Origin of the sequence: Blastococcus sp. TF02A-35, from assembly GCF_004571075.1 — a bacterium.
Lineage (GTDB): Bacteria > Actinomycetota > Actinomycetes > Mycobacteriales > Geodermatophilaceae > Blastococcus.
The window spans coordinates 21,973-43,559 of sequence record NZ_SPQP01000025.1; the positions used below are offsets into that span (position 1 = coordinate 21,973).

Annotated in this window: 22 protein-coding genes and 1 riboswitch; of the genes, 12 read left to right on the plus strand and 10 right to left on the minus strand. The window is 75.1% G+C overall.

Annotation, left to right across the window (positions count from 1 at the left end; all coding sequences use genetic code 11):
* Positions 1-21 precede the first annotated feature (21 nt).
* Complete coding sequence (locus E4P43_RS12885; protein WP_135145859.1) at positions 22-999, minus strand: DMT family transporter; 978 nt, start codon at positions 997-999, stop codon at positions 22-24.
* A 105-nt stretch (positions 1,000-1,104) separates the two neighbouring features.
* On the opposite strand from E4P43_RS12885, the gene E4P43_RS12890 reads away from it, so the two are divergent.
* The 4 genes from E4P43_RS12890 to E4P43_RS12905 all read left to right on the plus strand — a co-directional run bounded on the left by E4P43_RS12890 (position 1,105) and on the right by E4P43_RS12905 (position 3,790).
* Complete coding sequence (locus E4P43_RS12890; protein WP_135145860.1) at positions 1,105-1,473, plus strand: hypothetical protein; 369 nt, start codon at positions 1,105-1,107, stop codon at positions 1,471-1,473.
* Between the two features lie 22 nt (positions 1,474-1,495).
* Positions 1,496-2,305 (plus strand): thioesterase family protein, encoded by an 810-nt coding sequence (locus E4P43_RS12895; protein WP_135145861.1) that lies wholly within the window; start codon positions 1,496-1,498, stop codon positions 2,303-2,305.
* Positions 2,306-2,405: 100 nt separating this feature from the next.
* Positions 2,406-3,302 (plus strand): mechanosensitive ion channel family protein, encoded by an 897-nt coding sequence (locus E4P43_RS12900; protein ID WP_135145862.1) that lies wholly within the window; start codon positions 2,406-2,408, stop codon positions 3,300-3,302.
* Positions 3,299-3,790 carry a hypothetical protein gene (locus E4P43_RS12905; protein WP_135145863.1) on the plus strand — a complete coding sequence of 164 codons (492 nt, stop codon included), beginning with the start codon at positions 3,299-3,301 and terminating at the stop codon, positions 3,788-3,790. The genes E4P43_RS12900 and E4P43_RS12905 overlap by 4 nt, the downstream gene beginning before the upstream one ends.
* Positions 3,791-3,796: 6 nt before the next feature.
* Here the strand turns inward: E4P43_RS12905 and E4P43_RS12910 are convergent, their stop codons facing one another.
* Positions 3,797-4,825 (minus strand): zinc-dependent alcohol dehydrogenase family protein, encoded by a 1,029-nt coding sequence (locus tag E4P43_RS12910; RefSeq protein ID WP_135145864.1) that lies wholly within the window; start codon positions 4,823-4,825, stop codon positions 3,797-3,799.
* Between the two features lie 99 nt (positions 4,826-4,924).
* A riboswitch (SAM riboswitch) is annotated at positions 4,925-5,041 on the plus strand.
* Positions 5,042-5,083: 42 nt separating this feature from the next.
* Between E4P43_RS12910 and E4P43_RS12915 the strand changes: the two genes are divergently transcribed.
* Together E4P43_RS12915 and E4P43_RS12920 are read left to right on the plus strand one after the other, a co-directional pair.
* Positions 5,084-6,376, plus strand: coding sequence for a bifunctional o-acetylhomoserine/o-acetylserine sulfhydrylase (locus E4P43_RS12915; RefSeq protein ID WP_135145865.1), 1,293 nt, complete (start codon positions 5,084-5,086; stop codon positions 6,374-6,376).
* A 20-nt stretch (positions 6,377-6,396) separates the two neighbouring features.
* Positions 6,397-7,536, plus strand: coding sequence for a homoserine O-acetyltransferase (locus E4P43_RS12920; protein WP_135145866.1), 1,140 nt, complete (start codon positions 6,397-6,399; stop codon positions 7,534-7,536).
* Here E4P43_RS12920 and E4P43_RS20565 read toward each other — a convergent pair.
* Positions 7,473-8,267, minus strand: coding sequence for a MerR family transcriptional regulator (locus E4P43_RS20565; protein ID WP_135145867.1), 795 nt, complete (start codon positions 8,265-8,267; stop codon positions 7,473-7,475). The two genes, E4P43_RS12920 and E4P43_RS20565, sit on opposite strands and share 64 nt — an antisense overlap.
* Positions 8,268-8,337: 70 nt before the next feature.
* On the opposite strand from E4P43_RS20565, the gene E4P43_RS12930 reads away from it, so the two are divergent.
* Positions 8,338-9,402 carry a beta-eliminating lyase-related protein gene (locus E4P43_RS12930; protein WP_135145868.1) on the plus strand — a complete coding sequence of 355 codons (1,065 nt, stop codon included), beginning with the start codon at positions 8,338-8,340 and terminating at the stop codon, positions 9,400-9,402.
* Here E4P43_RS12930 and E4P43_RS12935 read toward each other — a convergent pair.
* Positions 9,399-9,932: a gamma carbonic anhydrase family protein gene (locus E4P43_RS12935; protein WP_135145869.1), complete on the minus strand. Its 534-nt coding sequence runs from the start codon at positions 9,930-9,932 to the stop codon at positions 9,399-9,401. The two genes, E4P43_RS12930 and E4P43_RS12935, sit on opposite strands and share 4 nt — an antisense overlap.
* Before the next feature lie 91 nt (positions 9,933-10,023).
* Here E4P43_RS12935 and E4P43_RS12940 point away from each other — a divergent pair, with 91 nt between their 5' ends.
* Both E4P43_RS12940 and E4P43_RS12945 read left to right on the plus strand, forming a co-directional pair.
* A complete protein-coding gene (locus E4P43_RS12940; RefSeq protein ID WP_135145870.1) occupies positions 10,024-12,282 on the plus strand; it encodes a hypothetical protein in 2,259 nt (752 codons plus the stop codon).
* Positions 12,283-12,287: 5 nt separating this feature from the next.
* Positions 12,288-12,950, plus strand: a complete 663-nt coding sequence (locus tag E4P43_RS12945; protein ID WP_135145871.1) for a GNAT family N-acetyltransferase — start codon at positions 12,288-12,290, stop codon at positions 12,948-12,950.
* Between the two features lie 2 nt (positions 12,951-12,952).
* On the opposite strand, the gene gdhA is transcribed toward E4P43_RS12945, so the two are convergent.
* On the minus strand, positions 12,953-14,302 hold the full coding sequence (gdhA, locus tag E4P43_RS12950; RefSeq protein WP_135145872.1) for an NADP-specific glutamate dehydrogenase: 1,350 nt from the start codon (positions 14,300-14,302) through the stop codon (positions 12,953-12,955).
* 110 nt (positions 14,303-14,412) lie between these two features.
* Here gdhA and E4P43_RS12955 point away from each other — a divergent pair, with 110 nt between their 5' ends.
* Positions 14,413-15,003, plus strand: a complete 591-nt coding sequence (locus tag E4P43_RS12955; RefSeq protein ID WP_135145873.1) for a YdeI/OmpD-associated family protein — start codon at positions 14,413-14,415, stop codon at positions 15,001-15,003.
* Here E4P43_RS12955 and E4P43_RS12960 read toward each other — a convergent pair.
* The 5 genes from E4P43_RS12960 to E4P43_RS12980 form a co-directional block, all read right to left on the minus strand.
* Positions 14,993-16,018 carry a C40 family peptidase gene (locus E4P43_RS12960; protein WP_135145874.1) on the minus strand — a complete coding sequence of 342 codons (1,026 nt, stop codon included), beginning with the start codon at positions 16,016-16,018 and terminating at the stop codon, positions 14,993-14,995. The two genes, E4P43_RS12955 and E4P43_RS12960, sit on opposite strands and share 11 nt — an antisense overlap.
* 54 nt (positions 16,019-16,072) lie before the next feature.
* Complete coding sequence (locus E4P43_RS12965; RefSeq protein ID WP_245159112.1) at positions 16,073-16,687, minus strand: hypothetical protein; 615 nt, start codon at positions 16,685-16,687, stop codon at positions 16,073-16,075.
* A gap of 98 nt (positions 16,688-16,785) precedes the next feature.
* The gene (locus E4P43_RS12970; RefSeq protein WP_135145875.1) at positions 16,786-17,088 is read right to left on the minus strand and encodes a hypothetical protein; all 303 of its coding nucleotides are present in this window, start codon (positions 17,086-17,088) and stop codon (positions 16,786-16,788) included.
* Positions 17,089-17,315: 227 nt separating this feature from the next.
* The gene (locus tag E4P43_RS12975) at positions 17,316-18,698 is read right to left on the minus strand and encodes a metallopeptidase TldD-related protein (RefSeq protein WP_135145876.1); all 1,383 of its coding nucleotides are present in this window, start codon (positions 18,696-18,698) and stop codon (positions 17,316-17,318) included.
* Complete coding sequence (locus E4P43_RS12980; RefSeq protein WP_135145877.1) at positions 18,695-20,209, minus strand: TldD/PmbA family protein; 1,515 nt, start codon at positions 20,207-20,209, stop codon at positions 18,695-18,697. Before E4P43_RS12980 ends, E4P43_RS12975 begins: the two co-directional genes overlap by 4 nt.
* A 43-nt stretch (positions 20,210-20,252) precedes the next feature.
* Between E4P43_RS12980 and E4P43_RS12985 the strand changes: the two genes are divergently transcribed.
* Positions 20,253-21,059: an MBL fold metallo-hydrolase gene (locus E4P43_RS12985; RefSeq protein WP_135145878.1), complete on the plus strand. Its 807-nt coding sequence runs from the start codon at positions 20,253-20,255 to the stop codon at positions 21,057-21,059.
* Between the two features lie 59 nt (positions 21,060-21,118).
* On the plus strand, positions 21,119-21,586 hold the full coding sequence (locus E4P43_RS12990; RefSeq protein WP_135145879.1) for a hypothetical protein: 468 nt from the start codon (positions 21,119-21,121) through the stop codon (positions 21,584-21,586).
* Position 21,587: the final 1 nt, after the last annotated feature.

A 21,587-nucleotide genomic window follows, 5' to 3' on the forward strand; every position in this document is an offset into this window, starting at 1 on the left:
CCAGCACCCCCGGCCCCGCTGTCAGCCCGACAGCGGGGCCGGGGACTCCGGCAGCAGCGGGGGCTCCGCGCGGGCGGCCGTGCCCGCCCGCGCCGTCTGCGCCAGCGCGATCCCGGTGAGGACGACGATCCCGCCGGCCACCTGCCAGGCGGTGAGCACCTGCTCCACCCACAGCCAGGCGACGACGGAGGCGAACACCGGCTCCACGGTCGCCACCAGCCCCGCCGTGGTCGGCGGCAGGTGCGGCAGCGCGCTGATCGACAGCCAGAACGGCGCGACCGCGCCGAGCACGCAGATCCACCCGACCAGCACCCACAGCGGGGCGGTCAGGTCGCCCAGCGAGAGCGGCACCTGCTCGGCCAGCACGCCCGGGTCGAAGGCCCACCACGGCGCGGCCGCCGCCCAGAACAGCGCGGCCGCCACGAAGCTCCAGCAGGTGAGCGTCACGGGGTCGCGGCCGACCGTGCCGCGCTCCCCCACCAGGTAGTACGTCGCCAGGCAGAGCGCCGCTGCCAGCGCCGCCCCGACGCCGACCGCGTCGAGCGAGCCGCCGCCCTCCCACACCTGGGCCACCAGCACCAGCCCCGACAGCGAGAGCAGCAGCGCCAGCCACAGCCGGCTGCGCACCGCCTCGCGCCTGACCAGCCACACGTAGAGCGCGATGAACACCGGCGCGGTCATCTCGAAGACCAGCGCGATGCCGACCGGCAGCCGCCCGATCGCGACGTAGTAGAGGAACTGCGTCATCGCCACACCGACGACGCCGAAGACCGCGAGCAGCGGCAGCTCCCGGCGGTGCACGCGAAGGCGGTCCCGGGAGAGCACCGCGAGAGCGCCGAGCAGCACGAGCGCCGCACCGGTGCAGCGCAGCGCGGTCAGGCGCGTGGGCGGGATGCCGGCCTCCAGCGCCAGCGTGGACACGGTGCCGTTGACCGCGAAGAGCCCGGCCGAGGCCAGCGTGAAGGCGTACCCGAGAGCGGGACGGGCGGTGCGGGACACCGCCGCACCGTAGCGGGCGTCCGGCCGCGAGACGCCTACCGCTCAGGGAGCACCCAGGCGGTGGCGGTACAACGGAGGCAGGCCACGACCGGGAGGAGGCCCCGCGTGCAGCAGCGACCACCGTGGTCCGACCGGCGCCGGCGGACCCTGACGGCCCTCGGCCTGGGCATCGTGCTCGGCGGGCTCGGCGCGGTCGGGCTGCCCGCGGAGTACGGCGTGACCGCCGGCATCCTGGCCGCGCTGTGCGCCTTCCTGCTGGTGGCGGCGACCGTCGTCTTCCTGGCGGTCCCCGGACCGGGGACGGCGGGCGTCCTCGCCCGGTCCTCCCCCGTGGCGGGCTCGGCCCTCGTCGTCGCCGTCCTGCTGCTGCTGTCCACCTCCGCCGAGCTGCGCTGGGTGTGGACGCTGGTCGCCCTGGCCGCCGCCGCGTGGACTGCCTACGCGGTGTGGGAGACCCGGCGCACCGAGGGCTGAGCGCCGCGGCCAGACTGCCGGCATGGAGCTGCCCACCGCCCTCTACGTCCCCGACGGCGACGGCTCGACGAGCACCCGGTTCACCGCCACGGCGCTGACCATCGGCCCGTGGGACGCCGGGCTGCAGCACGCCGGCCCGCCCGCCGCGCTGCTGCTGCGCGAGGCGGAGCGGGCCGGCGGCATCGACGACGGCCAGACGGTCCGGCTGGCCTACGACATCTTCGCGCCGGTGCCGGTCGGGCCGGTCCGCCTGCGCAGCTCCGTCGTCCGCCCCGGCCGCCGGGTCGAGCTGGTGGAGACCGTCCTCGACGCCGGCGACGACCGCCCGCTGATGCGGCTGTCCGCCTGGCGGATGCGCACGGCCGAGGGCGCGCAGGCCACCGCCCTGCCGCACCCGTCGGCGACCGGCCCGGAGGAGAGCCGCGCCGAGACGGCGGCCTTCTTCACCACCGAGGTGGCCTACCACCGGGCGCTGGACTGGCGGTTCGCCGAGGGGTCGTTCAACGCGCCCGGGCCGGCCACCGCCTGGACCCGGCCGGAGTGCGAGCTCGTGGCCGGCGAGCCGATGACCCCGCTCCAGCACCTGCTGGTGATGACCGACGCGGCCAGCGGTATCTCCGCGGCGCTGGACTGGACGACCGACACCTTCGCCAACGTGGACCTCTCGCTGGCCCTGCACCGCCCGCCGCGGGGCGAGTGGCTCGGCATGTCCGCCACCACCGTGCTCGGCGGCGCCGGGGCCGCCCAGTGCTTCGCGGTCCTCTTCGACACCGAGGGCCCGGTCGGCCGCTCCAGCCAGTCGCTGTTCGTGGAGCCCCGCCGGAGGCCGTGACGGATCTCGCCCCGAACGTGGCGATCCGGCTGGCACCGGTCGGCCGGCGTCGGGGAGGGTGGGGAGGTCGACTTCCCCCGACGATCGGAGTGCATTCCCCGTGGACGCGTTCAGGGACCTGCTGGACTGGTTCGCCGGCCGCGGTCTCGAGGTCGTGCTGATCATCCTGGGCTCGGTGCTGCTCGCCCGGTTCGTCTCGTGGGCCGGGAACCGGATCACCGACCGGATCGACCGCAACGCCACCGGCGGCGACGCGCTGGTGCGCTCGGAGGCCGCCAAGCACCGGCACTCGCTCACCCAGGTGCTGCAGTGGGCGGCGATCGTGCTGATCTACTCGATCTCGGTCTTCTTCGTGCTCGACCGGCTCGGCGTCCCGGTGACCGGCCTGGTCGCCCCCGCCACGGTGCTCGGCGTCGGCCTCGGTTTCGGCGCCCAGCGGATCGTGGGTGACGTGCTCGCCGGCTTCTTCATCATCACCGAGCGGCAGTACGGGTTCGGCGACGTCGTGGCCATCAGCGTCGTCGGGGCCGGGGAGGCCGCGACCGGCACCGTCGAGGACGTGACCCTGCGCGTCACCCGGGTGCGCTCGCCCAACGGCGAGGTGGTCACGGTCCCGAACGGGCAGATCGTCAAGGTCGTCAACCTCTCCCGCGACTGGGCGCGCGCCGTCGTCGACGTCCCCGTCCCGTCGACCGTGGACGTGAACCGGGTCAACGAGATCCTGCGGGAGGTGGGCCGGGAGGCGTTCCGCGACCCGGCGATGCGGCCGCTGCTGCTCGACCCGCCGACCGTGATGGGCGTGGAGTCCCTCGGCCTGGACGAGGTCAACGTGCGCGTGGTCGCGCGGACGCTGCCCGGCAAGCAGTTCGAGGTGGGCCGCGACCTGCGCGCCCGGGTCGTGCTCGCCTTCCGCAACCAGGGGATGCAGGTGCCCGCGTCCCCGACCACCCAGGAGAGCCAGGACGGCGCGACCGTGGTGCAGGAGAGCATCCGATGAGCGGCCTCGAGCAGCCGAAGCACGCCGACGACGCCGCGGCGGCCGCGCCCATCGTGAGCACGGCGCCCGCGGCCGCGCCGCAGCACCGCTGGTGGTCCTCGATCCCCTCGCACCTGGGGCGCGCCCGCACCTCGACGGTGGTGCTCGCGGTGCTGTTCGTCGGGATCTTCGCGCTCTACCTGCAGGTGAAGCCGCCGGACCCGAACGCCCCGGCGCCGCGGGAGACCTCCGTCGAGCAGCCGACCACCCCGACGACGACGGAACCGGCACCCACGACCACCGAGCCGGTCCCGACGACCGACGAGGACGACCGGACGACGAGCACGCCCACGCCGACCCGGACCCCCACGCCGACGACCGGCCCGCAGACCGGCTCGGAACCCGAGCCCGAGCCGGAGGAGCCGACGACCGTGCCCGAGCCGTCGGCCCGCACGACCCCCGACTCGCCCGGCGGGAGCACGCCGACCACGGTCAGCCCGCCGGGCTGACCTGGCTCAGAACGTCGTGACGACGGCGATGCCGGGCCGCCGGCCGACCTCGGCCAGCGCGGTCCCGGCATCGTCGAGCGCGAGCTCGCGGGTGACCAGCGGCCGGGGGTCCAGCCGGCCTGCGGCGATGAGCCCGAGCAGCTCGGGGTAGGCGTGCGCGGCCATGCCGTGGCTGCCCAGCACCTGCAGCTCGAGGGCGATGACCCGTTCCATCGGCACCTCGGCCCGCCCCTGCTCCGGCGGCAGCAGGCCCACCTGCACGTGCCGGCCGCGGGGGCGGAGGCTGCGCACGGAGCCGGCGCACGTCGCCGGGGCACCGAGCGCGTCGAGGGAGACGTGCGCACCGCCGCCGGTCAGCTCGGCGACCGCGGCCGGGACGTCGCCCGCGCCGTCCACCACGTGCTCCGCCCCGAGCGCACGGGCGAGCTCGAGCGCACCGGGGGCGACGTCGACCGCCACGACGCGCGCGCCCGCGGCCACGGCGACCTGGACGGCGGAGAGGCCGACGCCGCCGCAGCCGTGCACGGCCACCCACTCGCCGGGCCGCACCTGGCCGACGTGCACGACGGCCCGGAAGGCGGTGGCGTAGCGGCAGCCCAGCGCGGCCGCGGTGGAGAGCTCCAGCTCGTCGGGGACGGCCACCAGGTTGACGTCGGCGGCGTCCAGGGCGACGAGCCCGGCCAGCGACCCCCAGTGGGTGAAGCCCGGCTGCGTCTGGCGGGCGCACACCTGGTGCTCGCCCGCCGCGCACTGCGCGCACCGGCCGCAGGCGTTCACGAACGGCACCGTGACGCGGTCGCCGACCCGCCAGCCCGCGACGCCGTCGCCCACGGCCGCGACCGTCCCGGCCAGCTCGTGGCCCGGCACGTGCGGAAGGACGACGTCGGCGTCGTGGCCCTGCCAGGCGTGCCAGTCGCTGCGGCAGATGCCGCTGGCGCCCACCTCGACGACGACGCCGCCCGGCGCCGGGACCGGGTCGGGTACCTCCCGCACCTCGAGCGGACCGCCGAAGGACTCGAACACCAGTGCGCGCACGGGCCCAGCCTGCCGTGCCGCCCGCCGGGCCTCCGCCCAGGCCCACTGCGTGGGACGGATGTTTCACGTGGGACAAGCGGGGCCCTAGTATCGGCGGTGGCTCACGAGAGGCAGCGACAAGCACCTGGCTGGCTGCCCGGCAACCTCTACTCCGTCTGAGGTGCTCCCAGGGGAAGAGCCGGCCGGTCGGCGCCCGCCGTCCGGCAAGGACGGAGCTCCCGTGCGCCGCGGGTCTCCGCGAGCGAGAGGAGACGGCGCATGACCGACCCCCAGGCCTGGAGCTTCGAGACCCGGCAGATCCACGCGGGCACCAGCCCCGACCCGACCACCGGGGCGCGCGCCCTGCCGATCTACGCGACCACGAGCTACCAGTTCCGCGACAGCCAGCACGCCGCGGACCTGTTCGCGCTGGCCGAGATGGGCAACATCTACACCCGGATCATGAACCCGACGCAGGACGCGCTGGAGCAGCGCGTGGCCTCGCTGGAGGGCGGCGTCGCCGCGCTCGCGGTCGCCTCCGGGCAGGCCGCCGAGACGCTGGCCATCCTCAACCTGGCCGAGGCAGGCGACCACGTCGTCGCCTCCGCCTCGCTGTACGGCGGCACCTACAACCTGCTGCACCACTCGCTGCCCAAGCTGGGCATCACCGTCTCCTTCGTCGAGAACCCCGACGACCCGGAGAACTGGCAGTCCCTCGTGCAGGAGAACACCCGCGCCTTCTACGCCGAGAGCATCGGCAACCCGAAGGGCGACGTCCTCGACATCGAGACCGTCGCCGGCGTCGCGCACTCCAACGGCGTCCCGCTCATCGTGGACAACACCGTCGCCACGCCGTACCTGATCCGCCCCTTCGAGTTCGGCGCCGACGTCGTCGTGCACTCGGCGACGAAGTACCTCGGCGGCCACGGCACCGCGATCGCCGGGCTGATCGTCGACGGCGGCTCGTTCGACTGGCGCGGCGGCCGGCACCCCATGTTCACCACGCCCGACCCGACGTACCACGGCGTCGTCTACGCCGACCTCGGCGCGCCGGCCTACGCCCTCAAGGCGCGGGTGCAGCTGCTGCGGGACCTCGGGCCCGCCGTCTCGCCGTTCAACGCCTTCCTCATCGTGCAGGGCATCGAGACGCTGTCCCTGCGCATGGAGCGGCACGTGGCCAACGCCCAGCGGGTGGCCGAGTTCCTGGAGGCCCACGACGCCGTCGAGCGGGTCAACTACGCCGGCCTGCCCACCAACCAGTGGCACGCGGCCCAGCAGAAGTACGCCCCCAAGGGCGCCGGCGCCGTCCTCACCTTCGAGCTGCACGGCGGCAAGGAGGCCGGCCAGCGGTTCGTGGAGGCCCTGGAGCTGCACAGCCACGTGGCCAACATCGGCGACGTGCGCAGCCTGGTCATCCACCCGGCGTCGACCACGCACTCGCAGCTCACGCCGGAGGAGCAGCTGACCACCGGCGTCACCCCGGGCCTGGTCCGGCTGGCCGTCGGCCTGGAGGGCATCGAGGACATCCTCGCCGACCTCGAGGCCGGCTTCCGCGCCGCCAAGGCAGCCTGAGCCACAGGGCAGCTGGGCAGATGGGCGGGTGGGTCGAGGGGGACCCGGTCGGCGACCGGCGCTTCCTCGACCTGCCCGCCTTCTCCCCGGAGCGGGGCGGGCTCCTGCCGTCGGTCCGGGTCGCGTACGAGACCTGGGGGACCCTCGCCCCCGACGGCGGGAACGCGGTGCTGGTCGAGCACGCGCTGACCGGCGACAGCCACGTCGTCGGGGACGCGGGGCCCGGGCACCCCACACCGGGCTGGTGGAGCGGCATCGTCGGCCCCGGCGCGGCCCTGGACACCGACCGGTTCTTCGTCGTCTGCGCGAACGTCCTCGGCGGCTGCCAGGGGACGACGGGGCCGTCGTCGGCGGCCCCCGACGGCCGGCCCTGGGGGTCGCGGTTCCCGGAGGTCACCGTCGGCGACCAGGTGCGGGTCGAGGCGGCGCTGGCCGACGCGCTCGGCGTCGACCGGTGGGCCTGCGTCGTCGGCGGGTCGATGGGCGGCATGCGGGCGCTGGAGTGGGCGGTGGCCGCGCCCGAGCGGGTGGCGTCGGTGTTCTTCCTCGCCTCGGCCGCCGTCGCCTCCGCCGACCAGATCGGCACGCAGACCACGCAGCAGGCGGCCGTGCGCGCCGACCCGCGCTGGCGCGGCGGCGACCACCGGCCCGACGAGCAGCCGGTCGACGGCCTCGGCATCGCGCGCCGGATCGCCCACCTGACCTACCGCAGCGGGCTGGAGCTGGAGGCCCGGTTCGGCGCGCGGGTGCAGGACGACGGCCGCTACGCCGTGGCCTCCTACCTCGACCACCACGCCGAGAAGCTGGCCGCCCGGTTCGACGCCGGCAGCTACGTGGTGCTCACCGAGGCGATGAACAGCTGGGACGTCGGCCGCGGCCGCGGCGGCGTGGAGGCCGCGCTGGGCCGGGTGACCGCTCGCGCGCTCGTCGCGGGCGTGGACACCGACCGGCTCTACCCGCCGGACCAGCAGCGGCGGGTCGCCGACGCCCTCGGCGTGCCGCTGCGGCTGATCACCTCGCCGTACGGGCACGACGGCTTCCTCATCGAGACCGGCGCCGTCGACGCGCTGCTCCGCGAGCTGCTCGGCGCGGGCGGCTACGACGGGTCGGCGGACGGTTCGAGGAACTCCAGCCGGTTGCCGAACGGGTCGGTCGCGTAGCAGCGGTCGTGGCCGGGGAAGTCGTCGTCCCAGGTGACCGGGTGCCCGGCCGACTCCAGCACCGCCGCGAGCTCCCGCAGCCCGGAGACCAGCAGGCCGGGGTGAGCCTTCTTCGCCGGGACGAACGGGTCCTCGGCGCCCAGGTGCACCTCCAGCCCGCCACCGCGGAACCAGCACCCGCCGCGGGCCGCCAGCACCGGCGGCTTCGCCAGCTCCTCCATGCCGAGCACGTCCCGCCAGAAGGCCCGGCACGCGTCCTCGCCGCCGGGCGGGATGGCGAGCTGGACGTGGTGCAGGGGCAGCAGCTCGAAGGCCGCGGGCGACGCGTCGGGCACGGTGCACTCTCCTCGCTGGCGCAGGATGCGCCGGTGGCGGTCGATCTTCCGGTCGATGGCGCGCAGGTTCTCCCCGAGCAGGCCGACCCGCCGGCGCACCTCGGCCCGGTGCTCCAGCAGCATGGCCAGCCGCCCGGCGCGACCGGCCTCCCCGTGCCGGCGCAGCTCCGCGAACCGCCGCATCGTGGCGATCGGCATCCCGGTGGCCCGCAGCCGCAGGAGGAAGGCCAGCCGGTCGAGGTCCACCTGCCGGTACCGCCGCCGCCCGCCCGGGCTGCGGGCCACCGGCGGCAGCAGACCCTCCCGCTCGTAGTAGCGCAGCGTGTCGGCCGACAGGCCCGTGCGCGCGGTGACGACGGCCAGGGCCATCCCGGGGTCGGCATCGTCCTCGCTCATCACCGGTCACGCTAGGACCTGGAGCGCGCTCCAGGTCAAGCACCGCTCCGGGGCCGGGCAGACTGTGCCGGTGGACGACGACCTCCTCGCCCTGCGGGCCTCCTGCGAGCGCAGCCTGACCGGCCACGCGGACTGGCGGCCCGACGCCCTGCTCGCCGGGATCCCCGCGGGCACGCGGCCGGACCGCTACGGCGACGGCGGCGTCGTCACCGAGCTGGAGAACGAGGTCGCCGAGGTCCTCGGCCTGCCCGCGGCGGTCTACCTGCCCAGCGGTGTCATGGCGCAGCAGGCGGCGCTGCGCGTGCACGCCGACCGGAGCGGCCGGCGCACCGTCGTCTGCCACCCCGAGAGCCACCTGGTCTCGCACGAGGAGCAGGCCTTCGAGCGGCTGCACGGCATGGTGCTGCGACCGGCCGGCGACCGGCACGGGCTGCTCCTGCGGGCGGACCTCGACGCGGTGGCCGAGCGGCCGGCGGCGCTGCTGGTGGAGCTGCCGCAGCGCGACCTGGGTGGCCGGCTGCCCCCGTGGGCGGACCTGGTCGAGCAGGTGGGCTGGGCACGCCAGCGCGGCGCGGCCGCCCACCTGGACGGCGCCCGGCTGTGGGAGGCCTCCGCGGGCTACGACCGCACCCCGGCCGAGATCGCCGGCCTGTTCGACACCGTCTACGTCAGCTTCTACAAGGGGCTGGGCGCGCTGGCCGGGTGCTGCCTGGCCGGCCCCGAGGACGTCGTCGCCGAGGTCCGCGAGTGGCGCCGGCGGCTGGGCGGCACCCTGTTCGGCATGTGGCCGGGTGCGGCGTCGGCGCTGGGCTGCCTGCGCCGACGGCTGCCGCTGATGCCGGCCTACCTCGAGCGCGCCCGGGAGGTCGCCGCGGCCGTGCGGGACCTGCCCGGAGTCACCGTCGTCCCCGACCCGCCGCAGGCCCCGATGCTGCACCTGCTGCTGCGCACCACCCCGGAGCGGTTCACGGCCACCGCGCGCCGGCTGGCCACCGACGAGTCGCTGTGGACGTGGGCGCAGGCCGCGCGCACCGGGGACCCGTGCACCGTGCGGGTGGAGCTCGCCGTCGGCGACGCGACGCTGACGCTGACCGTGGCCGAGATCCGCGCCGCGGTCGCCGCCCTCGCCGGCTAGCCCTCCAGGCGGCGCACCTGCCGCGCGGAGCCGAGCCGGTCGGTGTAGCTGATCGCGTTGCCCTGGATGTGCAGCTGGTCGTCGTCGGTGGCCTCGCGCAGTACCTTCGCGGGCACGCCCGCGATCAGCGAGCGCGGCGGGAAGACCTTGCCCTGGGTGACGACGGCGCCGGCGGCGACGATCGAGCCGGAGCCGATGTGCGCGCCGTTCATGACGATGCTGCCCATGCCGACGAGCACGTCGTCGTCGATGCGGCAGCCGTGCAGGACCACCCGGTGCCCCACCGAGACCCGCTCCCCCACGACCAGCGGGAAGCCGGGGTCGGAGTGCAGCGTCGAGCCGTCCTGGACGTTGGAGTCGGCGCCGATCTCGATGACCTCGGCGTCGGCCCGGGCGACCGCGCCGTACCAGAGGCTCGACCGGGGGCCCATCGTCACCGCGCCCACGACGACCGCCGTCGGCGCGACGAACGCGCTGTCGTCGATCTGCGGGCTGCCGAAGTCCAGGGCGCCGATGAAGTTGTCCGTCACACCCCCACCCCAGCACAGCGCGCGTCCGCACGTCGGGCCGGGGGCGGCGGCATAGCATCCCCGCGGACCAGCACGAGGACGGGGAAGCGCGATGACCAGCCTGGCAGGCGAGCTCCTCGGGCCGCTCGGTGCCGGGGACGCGGCACCGGCGCGGGCCTGGGTGGCGCGGTACCTCGAGTCCGCCGGCATGCCCCCCGCCCGGCTCGCCGCCCTGACGGGCCTCGGGCGCTGGAACGCCGACCGGGCCGACGCCGAGCTCACCGGCGAGGCCGCCGACGCGCTCCGGTCGGCCGTCCGCCTGACCTCGGGCGACCGCACGGCGAGCGGCCTGCTGGCGCTCTGCCTCCGGCTGGACTGCGAGGCGGCCTGGGAGGTCTCGTGGGAGCACGGCCCGGTGCAGGCGGTGATCGACACCGCGCTCGCCGCCCGCACGGGCACCGAGGAGCACGCCGACGCCGAGTGGGGCCTGCTCGCCCTCGTGGGCCGGGAGATGCTGGTCGAGGCGGCGGCCGCGTCGGGCAGCCTGCGGGTGCTGGCCGAGCAGGCGACCGCCACCGCGGTCGCCGCTGCCGAGGTGGCCGCCCTCGCCGCCGCGCGGGGCGGTGACCCGATCGCCGCGCACACCGGCGAGGCGGCCGACGCCGAGACCCGGTACTACCGCGCGGTGGCGACCGCGGCGACCGCCGCCGGCCGGCCGTCGGGCCGCGCGCTCGACGCCGCCGTGGCCGAGCTCGCCGACGCCGAGACGTGGTTCGCCGACGACGACGTCGGCCGCAGCGAGCTGCGCGCGCACCGGGCGTCGCTGGAGGCGCTGCGGGAGGCGGCCGGGCGGCCGGCGCTGGAGGTGTCCGCCGGAACGGTCGTGCACCTCTACCCGTTCGGCCTGCGCGGGGTGACGCCCGGGGCCGCGGTGCGCGCCCTGCGGGCCACCGGGCAGCGGTGGACCCTGGCCGGGCTGCCGGTGGCGCACGTGGAGCGCGAGCTTCCGCTCAACGACGTCTGGAAGGGCAACGACCCACTCGGGCGGCAGTACGCCGGCGCCGCCCTGGTCCTGCCCGACGTGCTGCTCCCCGACGGCGACCGAGACGAGCCGCACCGGCTGCGGGTGGAGGTGCGGCTGACCGAGCTGGGCAACCACTGCGTCCGGCTGGTCATGCCGCTGGAGGACGCCGGCCCGCAGGCCCTGTACGCCGCCCAGCTGCGCGCCGCGCCGGAGGCCGGCGACCTGCGCGAGCTCGGCACGGCCGTCGTGCCCGCCGAGGGCGCGGCCGGCCCGGGGTGGGGCCGGCTCAGCGACCTGGCCGCCGACATCTGCGCCGACCTGTGCGCCCAGTTCGCCGAGCACGCCGGTCTCCCGACGGTGCAGGTGAGCACCCGGTCGGGTGCGTACCACGTGCTCACGCGGGTGGAGCGGGCCGTCGCCGTGTCGCCGGACTGCCCAGCCGTACCGGTCGAGGACCCGCGGGAGCTGGTCTCGCTGGTCGGGGGCGCGCTGCTCGGGCACCCGGTGCGGCACGGCGTCAGCGCCATCGCGGAGTGGTCGGGCTACCGGCCCGGCGCCGCGACGCCGATCGACGCGCCGGGCCTGGTGGAGGGGCTGGTGCTGCGCACGGCCAACACGACGGCCCTGGCCTGCCCGACGTCGCCGAGCTACATGGTCGACGCGGTGCAGGAGGCGGCAGAGTTCGTCGCCACCCTGGACGGTCTCTTCGCAGGCTGGCAGGTCGAGCTCGCCGACCACTACTACCGGATCAACCGCGAGATGGAGCGGCTGCAGGAGGAGATCGCCCGGCGCCCCGCCGAGGGCGACTGGGACCTGCCCTTCCTGGACAGCACGCAGCGCGACCTGGAGGCCGCCCAGCACGGGATGCAGCTGTTCGTGATGGCGGCGCGCCTGCGGCTGATGTTCATCACCGCGCCGTCGCTGGTGACCTCCCCGGTGATGCGGACGACGCTGGACCACCTGCTGGCCGCCGCCGGCTTCGACCGGGCCCGCGCGGACTTCGTCGGCACCGTGGAGGACGTCGTGGGCGACCGGGCCTGGGCGCTGATCGACAGCTCGGTGCGGCGCCGGCAGGAGCTCGCCGAGGCGCGGCGCCGCGAGCAGGAGGCGGTCGCCCTGGCGCAGCAGGCCGAGGACGAGGCGCGCGGCCGCCGCAGGATGGACATCCTGCTCGCCGCGGTCGCCGCCGTCGGCATCTCGGGCCTGTTCTCCATCGTGCAGGCCGGCTACGCGCTCACCGGCTGGCGCTCGGCCGTGCTGGTGGCGCTGGCCGTGGTCACCGCCCTGGCGACCGGCGCCATCACGCACCGGCTGACCGCCCCGTCGCGCACCACCCGGCGGAGGTGACCGGCGTGCAGCCCGTGGTCCTGACCGGGCCGGCCGACCTGGCGGAGGTCCACGCCGGCCTGCTGGTGCCCGCCTTCCCCGCGGACGAGCTGGTCGACGCCGAGGACCTCGTCGCGGCCGTGGGGGCCGGCACCGCCGAGGTGCTGGTGCTGCGCGACGAGCGGGGACCCGTCGCCGCCGCCGTCGCGGACTTCTTCCCGGGCGCGGGCGTCGTCCTGCTGTCCTACCTGGCCACCCGGCCCGACGCGCGCGCCGCCGGGAACGGCGGCCGGCTGCTGGACGCCGCGCTGGAGCGCTGGCGGGCCCGGGCGGACCCCTGCCTGGTCCTGGCCGAGGTCGAGGACCCCGCCCACCACGCGGGGTCCACCGCGCACGGCGACCCGGCGGCCCGGCTGCGGTTCTACGGCCGGCGGGGCGCCCGCCGGCTCGCGCTGCCCTACGTGCAGCCCGCCGTCCGCCCCGGGGCGCCGCGCGTGCCACACCTGTTCCTCCTGGTGCTGCACGCCGCCCCGGAGCTGCGCCGGGGCGAGGGCGCCGTCGACGGCCGGCCGGTCCGCGCGTTCCTCGAGGCGGCGTTCCTCGCCGACGAGGGACGGGCGCCCACCGACCCGCAGGCGCTGGCGCTGCTCGACGCGGTGGGCGACGAGACGGCTCTGCTGCCCGTCTGACCTCAGATCAGGCCGTGGGCGTGCACCGCCTCGGCCACCTGCAGGAACCCCGCGACGTTCGCGCCCAGCACCAGGTCGCCGGGCGAGCCGTACTCCTCGGCGGTCTCGTGGCAGCGGGCGTGGATGTCGCGCATGATCTCGGCCAGCCGGGCCTCGCTGTGCTCGAAGGTCCAGCGGTCGCGGGAGGCGTTCTGCTGCATCTCCAGCGCCGAGGTGGCGACGCCACCGGCGTTGGCCGCCTTGCCGGGAGCGAACGCGACGCCGGACTCGCGGAACACCTTCACCGCCGACGGGGTGGCGGGCATGTTCGCGCCCTCGACGACGTAGCGGCAGCCGTTGCGCGCCAGGACCGCCGCGGCGTCGCCGTCGAGCTCGTTCTGGGTCGCGCTGGGGATCGCCACCTCGCACGGCACGTCCCAGACGCTGCCCCCGTCCACGAACTGCGCCGAGGCGACGCGGTCGGCGTAGTCGGCGATCCGGCCCCGCTCGACCTCCTTGACCTGCTTGAGGACGTCGAGGTCGATGCCCTTCTCGTCGACGACGTAGCCGCTGGAGTCCGAGCAGGCGACGACGGTGCCACCGAGCTGGTGGACCTTCTCGATGCCGTAGACGGCGACGTTGCCCGAGCCGCTGACGACCACCCGCCGGCCGTCGAAGGACTCACCGCGGACCTTCATCATCGCCTCGGCGAAGAAGGCCGCGCCGTAGCCCGTGGCCTCGGTGCGCACCAGCGCGCCGCCCCAGCCCAGCCCCTTGCCGGTGAGCACGCCGGACTCGTAGCGGTTGGTGATCCGCTTGTACTGGCCGAAGAGGTAGCCGATCTCGCGCGCGCCGACGCCGATGTCGCCGGCCGGGACGTCGGTGTACTCGCCCAGGTGCCGGTAGAGCTCGGTCATGAACGACTGGCAGAACCGCATGACCTCGGCGTCCGAGCGGCCCTTGGGGTCGAAGTCGGAGCCGCCCTTGCCGCCACCGATGGGCATGCCGGTCAGCGCGTTCTTGAAGATCTGCTCGAAGCCGAGGAACTTGACGATGCCGAGGTTGACCGACGGGTGGAACCGCAGCCCGCCCTTGTAGGGGCCGAGGGCGGAGTTGAACTCCACCCGGAACCCGCGGTTGATCTGCACCTCGCCGCGGTCGTCCATCCACGGCACGCGGAAGATGATCTGCCGCTCGGGCTCGCAGATGCGCTCGACGGTCTTCATCTCGCTGAACTCGCTGTGCCGGTCCAGCACGACGGCCAGGGACTCGAGCACCTCGCGGACAGCCTGGTGGAACTCGCCCTCACCGGGGTTCCGGCGGAGCACCTCCTGGTAGATCCCCTGCACCCGCTCCGGGACCTCGGCGTTCACGGCGTCTCCTCGCAGTGCGTCACGCCCAGAAAGTACGTGCCCGCCGGGCCGCGCGCGGAACGAGGTCGTCCGCAGCTGCGGTTGTCGTACCCGGGGTCCACCATGTCGGCGTGCCCGAGCCCACCGACCTCCCCGTGCGCGCCTTCGCCGACCAGGCCGCGCTGGAGGAGTGGCTGGAGGAGAACCACGCCACGTCGCCCGGGCTCTACGTGAAGATCGCGAAGAAGGGGTCGGGGATCCCCTCGGTCGACTGGGCCGGGATGGTCGAGGTGCTGCTGTGCTTCGGCTGGATCGACGGCCGGGCGAACCGGGTCGACGACACCTGGTACGTGCAGCGGGTCACCCCGCGGCGCCCGCGCAGCGTGTGGTCCCTGAAGAACGTGGAGACCGTGGCCCGGCTGGTCGAGCAGGGCCGGATGCGCCCGGCGGGCCTCGCGGCGGTCGAGGCGGCGAAGGCGGACGGCCGCTGGGAGCGCGCCTACGCCGGACCGGCCACGATCACCGTGCCCGAGGACCTCGCGGCAGCGCTGGACGCCGCGCCCGCGGCGCGGGCCGCGTTCGACGCGCTGGGCAGCGCGGACCGGTACTCGGTGCTGTGGCGGGTGCACACGGCCGGCACCCCGGCAACGCGGGCGAAGCGGATCGCCGCCGCGGTGCAGGACCTCGCCGACCGGTCGGCCGGCGACGAGGTCAGCCGGTGAGGCGGACGCCGAAGCGGAAGCCGTTCTGGTCCACGGTGGTCACCGAGAGCGGCGTGCCGTAGGTGCGGGCGTGCACGATCTTCCCGTCGCCGATGTAGAGGGCGACGTGGCTGATCGGCGTGTAGTAGAAGACCAGGTCGCCGGGCTGCAGCTCGGCACGGCCGACCTGGCGGCCGATGGTGGCCTGGGCGCGGCTGCTGCGCGGGAGGGTGACCCCTGCGGCGGCGTAGGCGTAGGAGGTCAGCCCGGAGCAGTCGAACGCACCAGGCCCGGAGGCGCCACCGCGGTAGGGCGAGCCGACCTTGGACAGCGCCACCTGGATCGCGGTCGCGGCTGCACCGTTGGGGGCGACCGGCAGCTCGGCGATCGACGGGGCGGCCAGCTTGGGGCCGGCGATCGCGGTGGAGATCCGGTCCTGCTCCTCGGCCGACAGGCGGGCGAGGTCGGACTGGTACTTCTCCGCCTGCTGCTGGACCTCGGCCTCCTGCTTCTCGAGCTCGGCGAGGCTGGCCTGCGCGGTGGCCGTCGCCTGGTCCGCGGCCGCCTGGGCCTCCTCGGCCGCGGCGCGGGCGCGGGCGACCTCGGAGACGACGCTGTTCGTGTGCGCCGCGATCATGTCCAGCGTCGTCATCTGCTGGATGAGGTCCTCGGCGGACTCGCTGGTCAGGAAGGCCGCGACCCGCGACTCCTGCTTCTGGAAGCTGCTCTGCGCGATCGCGCGGATCTGCGGCTCGTGGACCGCGAGGACGTCACGGGCGGCCTGCGCGGCAGCGGCGGCCGTGGCGGCCTCGGCCTGCAGGCGGGCGACGGTGAGCTCGCCCTCGTGGACCTGCTCCTCGATGACGGTCAGGCGCTGCGCGGTCTCCTGCAGCAGGCGGGTCGCCTCGGCCGCGGAGCCGGGGGCCGCGCCCGCGGGGGTCGGGGCGAGCACGCCGGTCGCACCGGCGAGCAGCACCGCGCCGAGCGCCAGGACAGCGCGCGAGCGGCGACGCGTGGTCGTGCGCAGCGTCTGCACCGTGGCCTCCGATCACCCGCGCCGGACCCGGGGAAGGGGCCTCAACCAAGCGCGTCAGCACGGACCGTAGGGAGGCGGTATCGACTTGTAGTGCTCGGCGCGCCCAACGCAAGACCTGGGACCGCCACAGTCGTCACAGGCGTCCCACGAGGTCCCGACCGCACCGCGGGCGGTGGACTCAGCGGCGGCGCGGACCCCGCGCGGTGCCGTCGGGCGGCGGTCGGCGGCGAGCGGGACCAGCCGGTCGGCGACCGCGCCGGTGACGAGGGAGTAGACGGCCTTGTGGCCGACGTCGACGACCTGATCGCGACGGGACCACGTCCACGGCGGTGCCCCGACCCCGGTCGCGTTCTCCAGGGTCTGGTCGGTGGCCAGCCGCACGGAGGTGTGCCAGGCCCACGCCCGCCAGCCGCGGAGACCGGAGGCGGCCCAGATGCCGCGAAGGGCACCGACGGCGGCGCCGGTGCCCCAGTGCATGAGGTGGTTGCGCACCGGCGGCCGGGCCGAGCCCGGGAGCCGGCGGCCGGTGGTGAGCGCGGTGACCGTGCGCGCGGGCACGTAGCTGTCGGGGCGGCCGGTCACGGCCTGCTCGGCCTTCTCGCCGAGCGTCATCGCGGCGACCCCGGCCAGACCGGCAACAGCGCCCCGCAGGGCAGCGCGTCCCAACATGGGACCGCGCCTACCCCGCACCGCAGCTCATGGAACGGCCCTCGCGCAGGGTCCCGGTTCGAGCGGAGCGAGTGCCGGGGGGCGCGGGGGTCCTTCCTTCAACCGGCGAGGGGCTCCTGGGCCTCCATGCCGGCGATGGCCTGGAAGTCGCGCAGGATCGCCGAGAGCTCCTCGGAGGTCCACGGCTCGCAGCAGTCGCAGCCGTCCTCGCGGAAGCTGACCAGACCGATGGAGCCACCGGCCTGGTCCTCGGAGATGGCGAGGTGACCGGCGGACGGGTGGCGGTGGCAGGCGCAGGCCGCGGCGCAGAGACCGAGACCCCAGCCCGAGATGACGACGGTGTGGCCGTCGTCGCGGACCTTGCCCACCTGGAAGACGGACGGCTTGCGACTCCTGCTCACGGAGTCCTCCCCTCGACGGCCCCCGGGAAGAGGGGCCCCGCGTTGCGATGTACGGAAGTTTCGAGCTACGGGAGGTTTCGGCAGAACCAGGTCTGGGGTAAAGCTCTCCGACTGCTCTTCTTCCGCAACCGAGCGTAATCCGGCATGCACGCGTCGTCGCCGTCAGTTTCCGCCAGGGCTGCCGAGATCCACTTGTCGCCACCTGTGACGGAACGCCCCCGCTCCGCTCAGCTGGCCGGGCTCACGCTGCTCATGTTGAAGTCCGGGACCCGCAGGGCCGGCATCGCGGTGCGGGTGAACCAGTCGTTCCACTCCCGCGGCAGCGTGCGCTCGGTGCGCCCCGCCTGCACCGCGCGGCCGAGCAGGTCCACCGGCGACTCGTTGAACCGGAAGTTGTTCACCGCGCCGGTGACCTCGCCGTCCTCCACCAGGAAGATCCCATCCCGGGTCAGCCCGGTGAGCAGCAGGGTCTGCGGGTCGACCTCGCGGATGTACCAGAGCGTCGTGAGGAGGAGGCCGCGCTCGGTGGCGGCGATCATCTCCTCCTGCGTGGCCGTGGCGGTCGGGTCCTCGAGGACCAGGTTGTCGACGGCGGCAGTGGCCGGGGAGGTGGTGCGCAGCGCCCACGCGCGCGGGCGGACCAGGTTGGCGAGGACGCCGTTCTCGATCCAGCTCACCGCCGGCGTGGCCATGCCGTTGTCGAAGACCGAGGCCCCGCCCGACGAGGCGCCGGTCACCAGGAACGGCGAGGCCTCCAGCCCCGGGTGGTGCGGGTCGCTGCGCAGGGTCAGCGGCAGCTGCGCGAGCCGGTCGCCGATGCGGTTGCCGCCACCGGGCCGGGCGAAGACGTTGCGGCCCTCGTCGGCGTCGCGCGCCTCCATCGTCCAGTAGAGGTAGATCATCAGGTCGCTCACCGCGGAGGGCGGCAGGAGCGTCTCGTAGCGGCCGGCGGGCAGCTCGATGCGCCGCTGGGACCACGCCATCTTCTTCTGCACGTCGGCGGCGAGGTCGGCGACGGAGACGTCGGTGAAGTCCCGCGTGCTCGTCCCCGCCCACACCGAGCGGCTGAAGTCCGGGCTCTTGCCGTTGAGCTCGACCCGCCCGGTCGGCTGGTCGTGGCGCAGCCGCAGCCCGGTCGAGCTGCCCAGGTAGGTGGTGCTCATCGAGTGCTCGGCGAAGCCGAAGAGCAGCTCGCCGCGGTCGGCTGCCTCGCCGAACGCCTGGCCCAGTGCCGGGGCGAAGTCGGCGAAGACGCCGATGGAGGTCTCGGCGGGGTCGGCGTCCCAGTCGCCGGCGCCCGGCGGAGCCTCTCCGACCAGCGGCATCGCGTCCTCGGCCGGCCCGGCGTCGCGGGCGGACTGCTCGCTGGCGGCGACCAGCTCGGCGATGTCCGGCGTCCCGCTGCGGGTGACCGTGCCGGCCGCCATCCCCGTGCCGCCGTCGACGAAGGAGACGACGACGATGCGGCGGGAGCGCATGGCGCCGTTGGTGGTGAGGCTGTTGCCCGCCCACCGCAGGTTGGCCTCCGACCCCTCGACGACGAAGGTGACCTGCCCGTCGGCGGTGGAGGCGGCCAGCGCCTGCTCGACCAGGTCCTGCGCGCGGGTCATCGCCCGGCCTCCTCGACGGTGTTCAGGATGTTCACGTTCTCGAACAGCGCGGTGGGGCAGCCGTGGCTGACCGCCGCCGTCTGGCCGGGCTGGGCCTTGCCGCAGTTGAACGCACCGCCGAGGACGTAGGTCTGCGGGCCGCCCACGACCCGCATCGAGCCCCAGAAGTCGGTGGTCGTCGCCTGGTAGGCGACGTCCCGGACCTGGCCGGCGAGCCGGCCGCCCTCGATCCGGTAGAACCGCTGGCCGGTGAACTGGAAGTTGTAGCGCTGCATGTCGATCGACCAGCTCTTGTCGCCGACGACGTAGATGCCGCGCTCCACGCCGGCGATGACGTCCTCGGTGGAGGGCCCGTCGGGTGCCGGCTGCAGCGAGACGTTGGGCATCCGCTGCACCGGCACGTGCCCGGGCGAGTCGGCGAAGGCGCAGCCGTTGGACCGCCCCATGCCCTGCCGGCGGGCCATGTTCCGGTCGGTCTGGTACCCGACGAGGACGCCGTCCTTGACGATGTCCCACTGCTGGCCGGCGACGCCCTCGTCGTCCCAGCCGACGGTGGACAGGCCGTGCAGGGCGGTGCGGTCGCCGGTCACGTTCATCAGCGGGGAGCCGTACCGCAGGCTGCCCAGCTTGTCGACGGTGGCGAACGACGTCCCGGCGTAGGCGGCCTCGTAGCCCAGCGCCCGGTCCAGCTCGGTGGCGTGGCCGATGGACTCGTGGATGGTCAGCCACAGGTTCGACGGGTCGACGACGAGGTCGTAGCGGCCGGACTGCACCGACGGGGCCTTGGTCTTCTCGCGCAGCAGCTCCGGGATCTCGGCGAGCTCGGCCCGCCAGTCCCAGCCGGTGCCGGTGAGGTACTCCCAGCCGCGGCCGGCCGGCGGCGCCAGGGTCCGCATGCTCTCGAAGGACCCGGTGGCGCGGTCGACGGCGAGCGCGGTGAAGTCGGGGTGGATGCGCACGCGCTGCTGGCGGGTGCGGGTGCCGGCGGTGTCGGCGTAGTACTTCTGCTCCTTCACCAGCATGCAGGTGGCCTGCACGTGCTCGACGCCGTCGGCGGCCAGGAGCTGCTCGGAGAGCTCGGTCATGAGCCCGGACTTCTCCGCGTCGGGCACGGTGAACGGGTCGACGTCGTAGGCGGAGACGTAGGTCGCGTCGGCGTAGACCGGCTCGGGGGCCAGCTCCACCCGGTCGCGGTTCAGCGCGGCCGCCACCTGGGCGACGGCGACCGCCTCCTCGGCCAGGCGCACCGCCTCGGCCGCGGTGAGGACGACGCCGGCGGCGAAGCCCCAGGTGCCCTCGTGGACCACGCGGACGGCGAGGCCGAGGTCCTCGCTGTCGGTGAAGGCCTCGGGGCGGGCGTCGCGGAGGCTGATGGTCTGGGTCCGGATGCGCTCGACGCGGATGTCGGCGTGCTCGCAGCCGAGGTCGACCGCCCGGGTCAGGGCGGCGTCGGTGAGCGCGGACAGCGGCAGCGCGAGGAACGCCTCGTCGATGGCGCGGGGAGCTGGCACGGCCCCCTGTCTACCAGCGCCACGCGCGGGTAAGCGCGTGCGCATGGCCGACCCCTCGGATGACGTGACGATGACCTTCGGCGGCAACGCCACGATGCTGCTGCGGGTCGGGGCGTTCACCCTGCTCACCGACCCGAGCTTCCTGCACCGGGGGCAGCGGGCCTACCTGGGCAAGGGGCTGTGGACCAAGCGGCTCACCGACCCGGCGCTGCAGCCGACCCAGCTGCCGGCCCTCGACGCGATCCTGCTGTCGCACATGCACGGCGACCACTGGGACGACATCGCCACCGACAACCTGGACAAGGCGACGCCCGTCGTCACCACACAGGAGGCGGCGAAGGCCCTGAACCGCAAGGGCTTCGCCGCGACGTCGGACCTGCGCCCGTGGCAGCAGCACGTGCTCGCGCAGGGCACCGACGAGGAGCTGCGGATCACCTCGGTGCCCGGCGTCCACGGGCCCGGGGTGCTGGCGAAAGTGCTGCCGCCGGTGATGGGCAGCGTGCTGGAGCTGGTGCGCGGCGGCGAGGTGAGCTGGCGCGGCTACATCAGCGGTGACACCCTGTTCCGGCCGTTCCTGGGCGAGGTGCTGGAGCGCTGCGGCCCGCTGGACGTCGTCATCCCGCACCTGGGCGGCACCAAGGCGCTGGGGCTGACGGTGACGATGGACGGCCGGCAGGGCGCGGACCTGGTGGAGCTGCTCAAGCCGCCGGTGACGGTGCCGGTCCACTACGACGACTACGACCGGTTCGCCTCGCCGCTGGGCGACTTCGTCGCCGAGGTGGCCCGCCGCCGGCTGCCCGGGACCGTCCGGCCGGCGCACCGGGGGGAGACCATCAGCCTGCGGGCGTAGCGCGGTGATCATCCCGGCGGCCGACGCGCAGGGACGCCGCCCTGACCGAGGCTCGCTGCATGACGATCAAGGTGGTTCTCGGCGTGGCAGCGGGTGCGGTGGCGGTGGCCGGGGCGGCGGTGGCGGGTCTCCTGGTGACCATGCCGCCCGGCGTGGACAGCCCGGGCGAGGTGCTGGCGGAGCTGCAGGGCCACACCGACACCACCGGCTACGCGCGGGCCGACCGCGCGCCGAGCGGTGACGTGCCCGGCTGGACGCGCACGGCGGGCACCGACGTCGTCGTCGTGCGGCCCGGGTCGGCCGCCGGCGACGACGGCGGCAGCCGGCGCGTCGACCTCGACCTCGGCGGCGCCACCCCGCCGGCCGACTGCACCGAGCTGCCGCAGCTGGGCATGCCCTTCGACGGCGGCGGCGGCTGGCCCGACCTCGGCGACGGTCCGGCGCTGCTCTGCGACGGGTGGGTGACCGTGGTCCTCGACGACCGGCTCTACGCCTGGACCGACGATGCGCTCCTGGCGGGCGGCTGAG

Bases quoted from the DNA above. Each gene is read 5' to 3' on its own strand.
- E4P43_RS12895 (WP_135145861.1), top strand. From the start codon at position 1,496: ATGGAGCTGCCCACCGCCCTCTACGTCCCCGACGGCGACGGCTCGACG.
- E4P43_RS12905 (WP_135145863.1), top strand. From the start codon at position 3,299: ATGAGCGGCCTCGAGCAGCCGAAGCACGCCGACGACGCCGCGGCGGCC.
- E4P43_RS12915 (WP_135145865.1), top strand. From the start codon at position 5,084: ATGACCGACCCCCAGGCCTGGAGCTTCGAGACCCGGCAGATCCACGCG.
- E4P43_RS12920 (WP_135145866.1), top strand. From the start codon at position 6,397: ATGGGCGGGTGGGTCGAGGGGGACCCGGTCGGCGACCGGCGCTTCCTC.
- E4P43_RS20565 (WP_135145867.1), bottom strand. From the start codon at position 8,267: ATGAGCGAGGACGATGCCGACCCCGGGATGGCCCTGGCCGTCGTCACC.
- E4P43_RS12940 (WP_135145870.1), top strand. From the start codon at position 10,024: ATGACCAGCCTGGCAGGCGAGCTCCTCGGGCCGCTCGGTGCCGGGGAC.
- E4P43_RS12965 (WP_245159112.1), bottom strand. From the start codon at position 16,687: ATGTTGGGACGCGCTGCCCTGCGGGGCGCTGTTGCCGGTCTGGCCGGG.
- E4P43_RS12975 (WP_135145876.1), bottom strand. From the start codon at position 18,698: ATGACCCGCGCGCAGGACCTGGTCGAGCAGGCGCTGGCCGCCTCCACC.
- E4P43_RS12985 (WP_135145878.1), top strand. From the start codon at position 20,253: ATGGCCGACCCCTCGGATGACGTGACGATGACCTTCGGCGGCAACGCC.
- E4P43_RS12990 (WP_135145879.1), top strand. From the start codon at position 21,119: ATGACGATCAAGGTGGTTCTCGGCGTGGCAGCGGGTGCGGTGGCGGTG.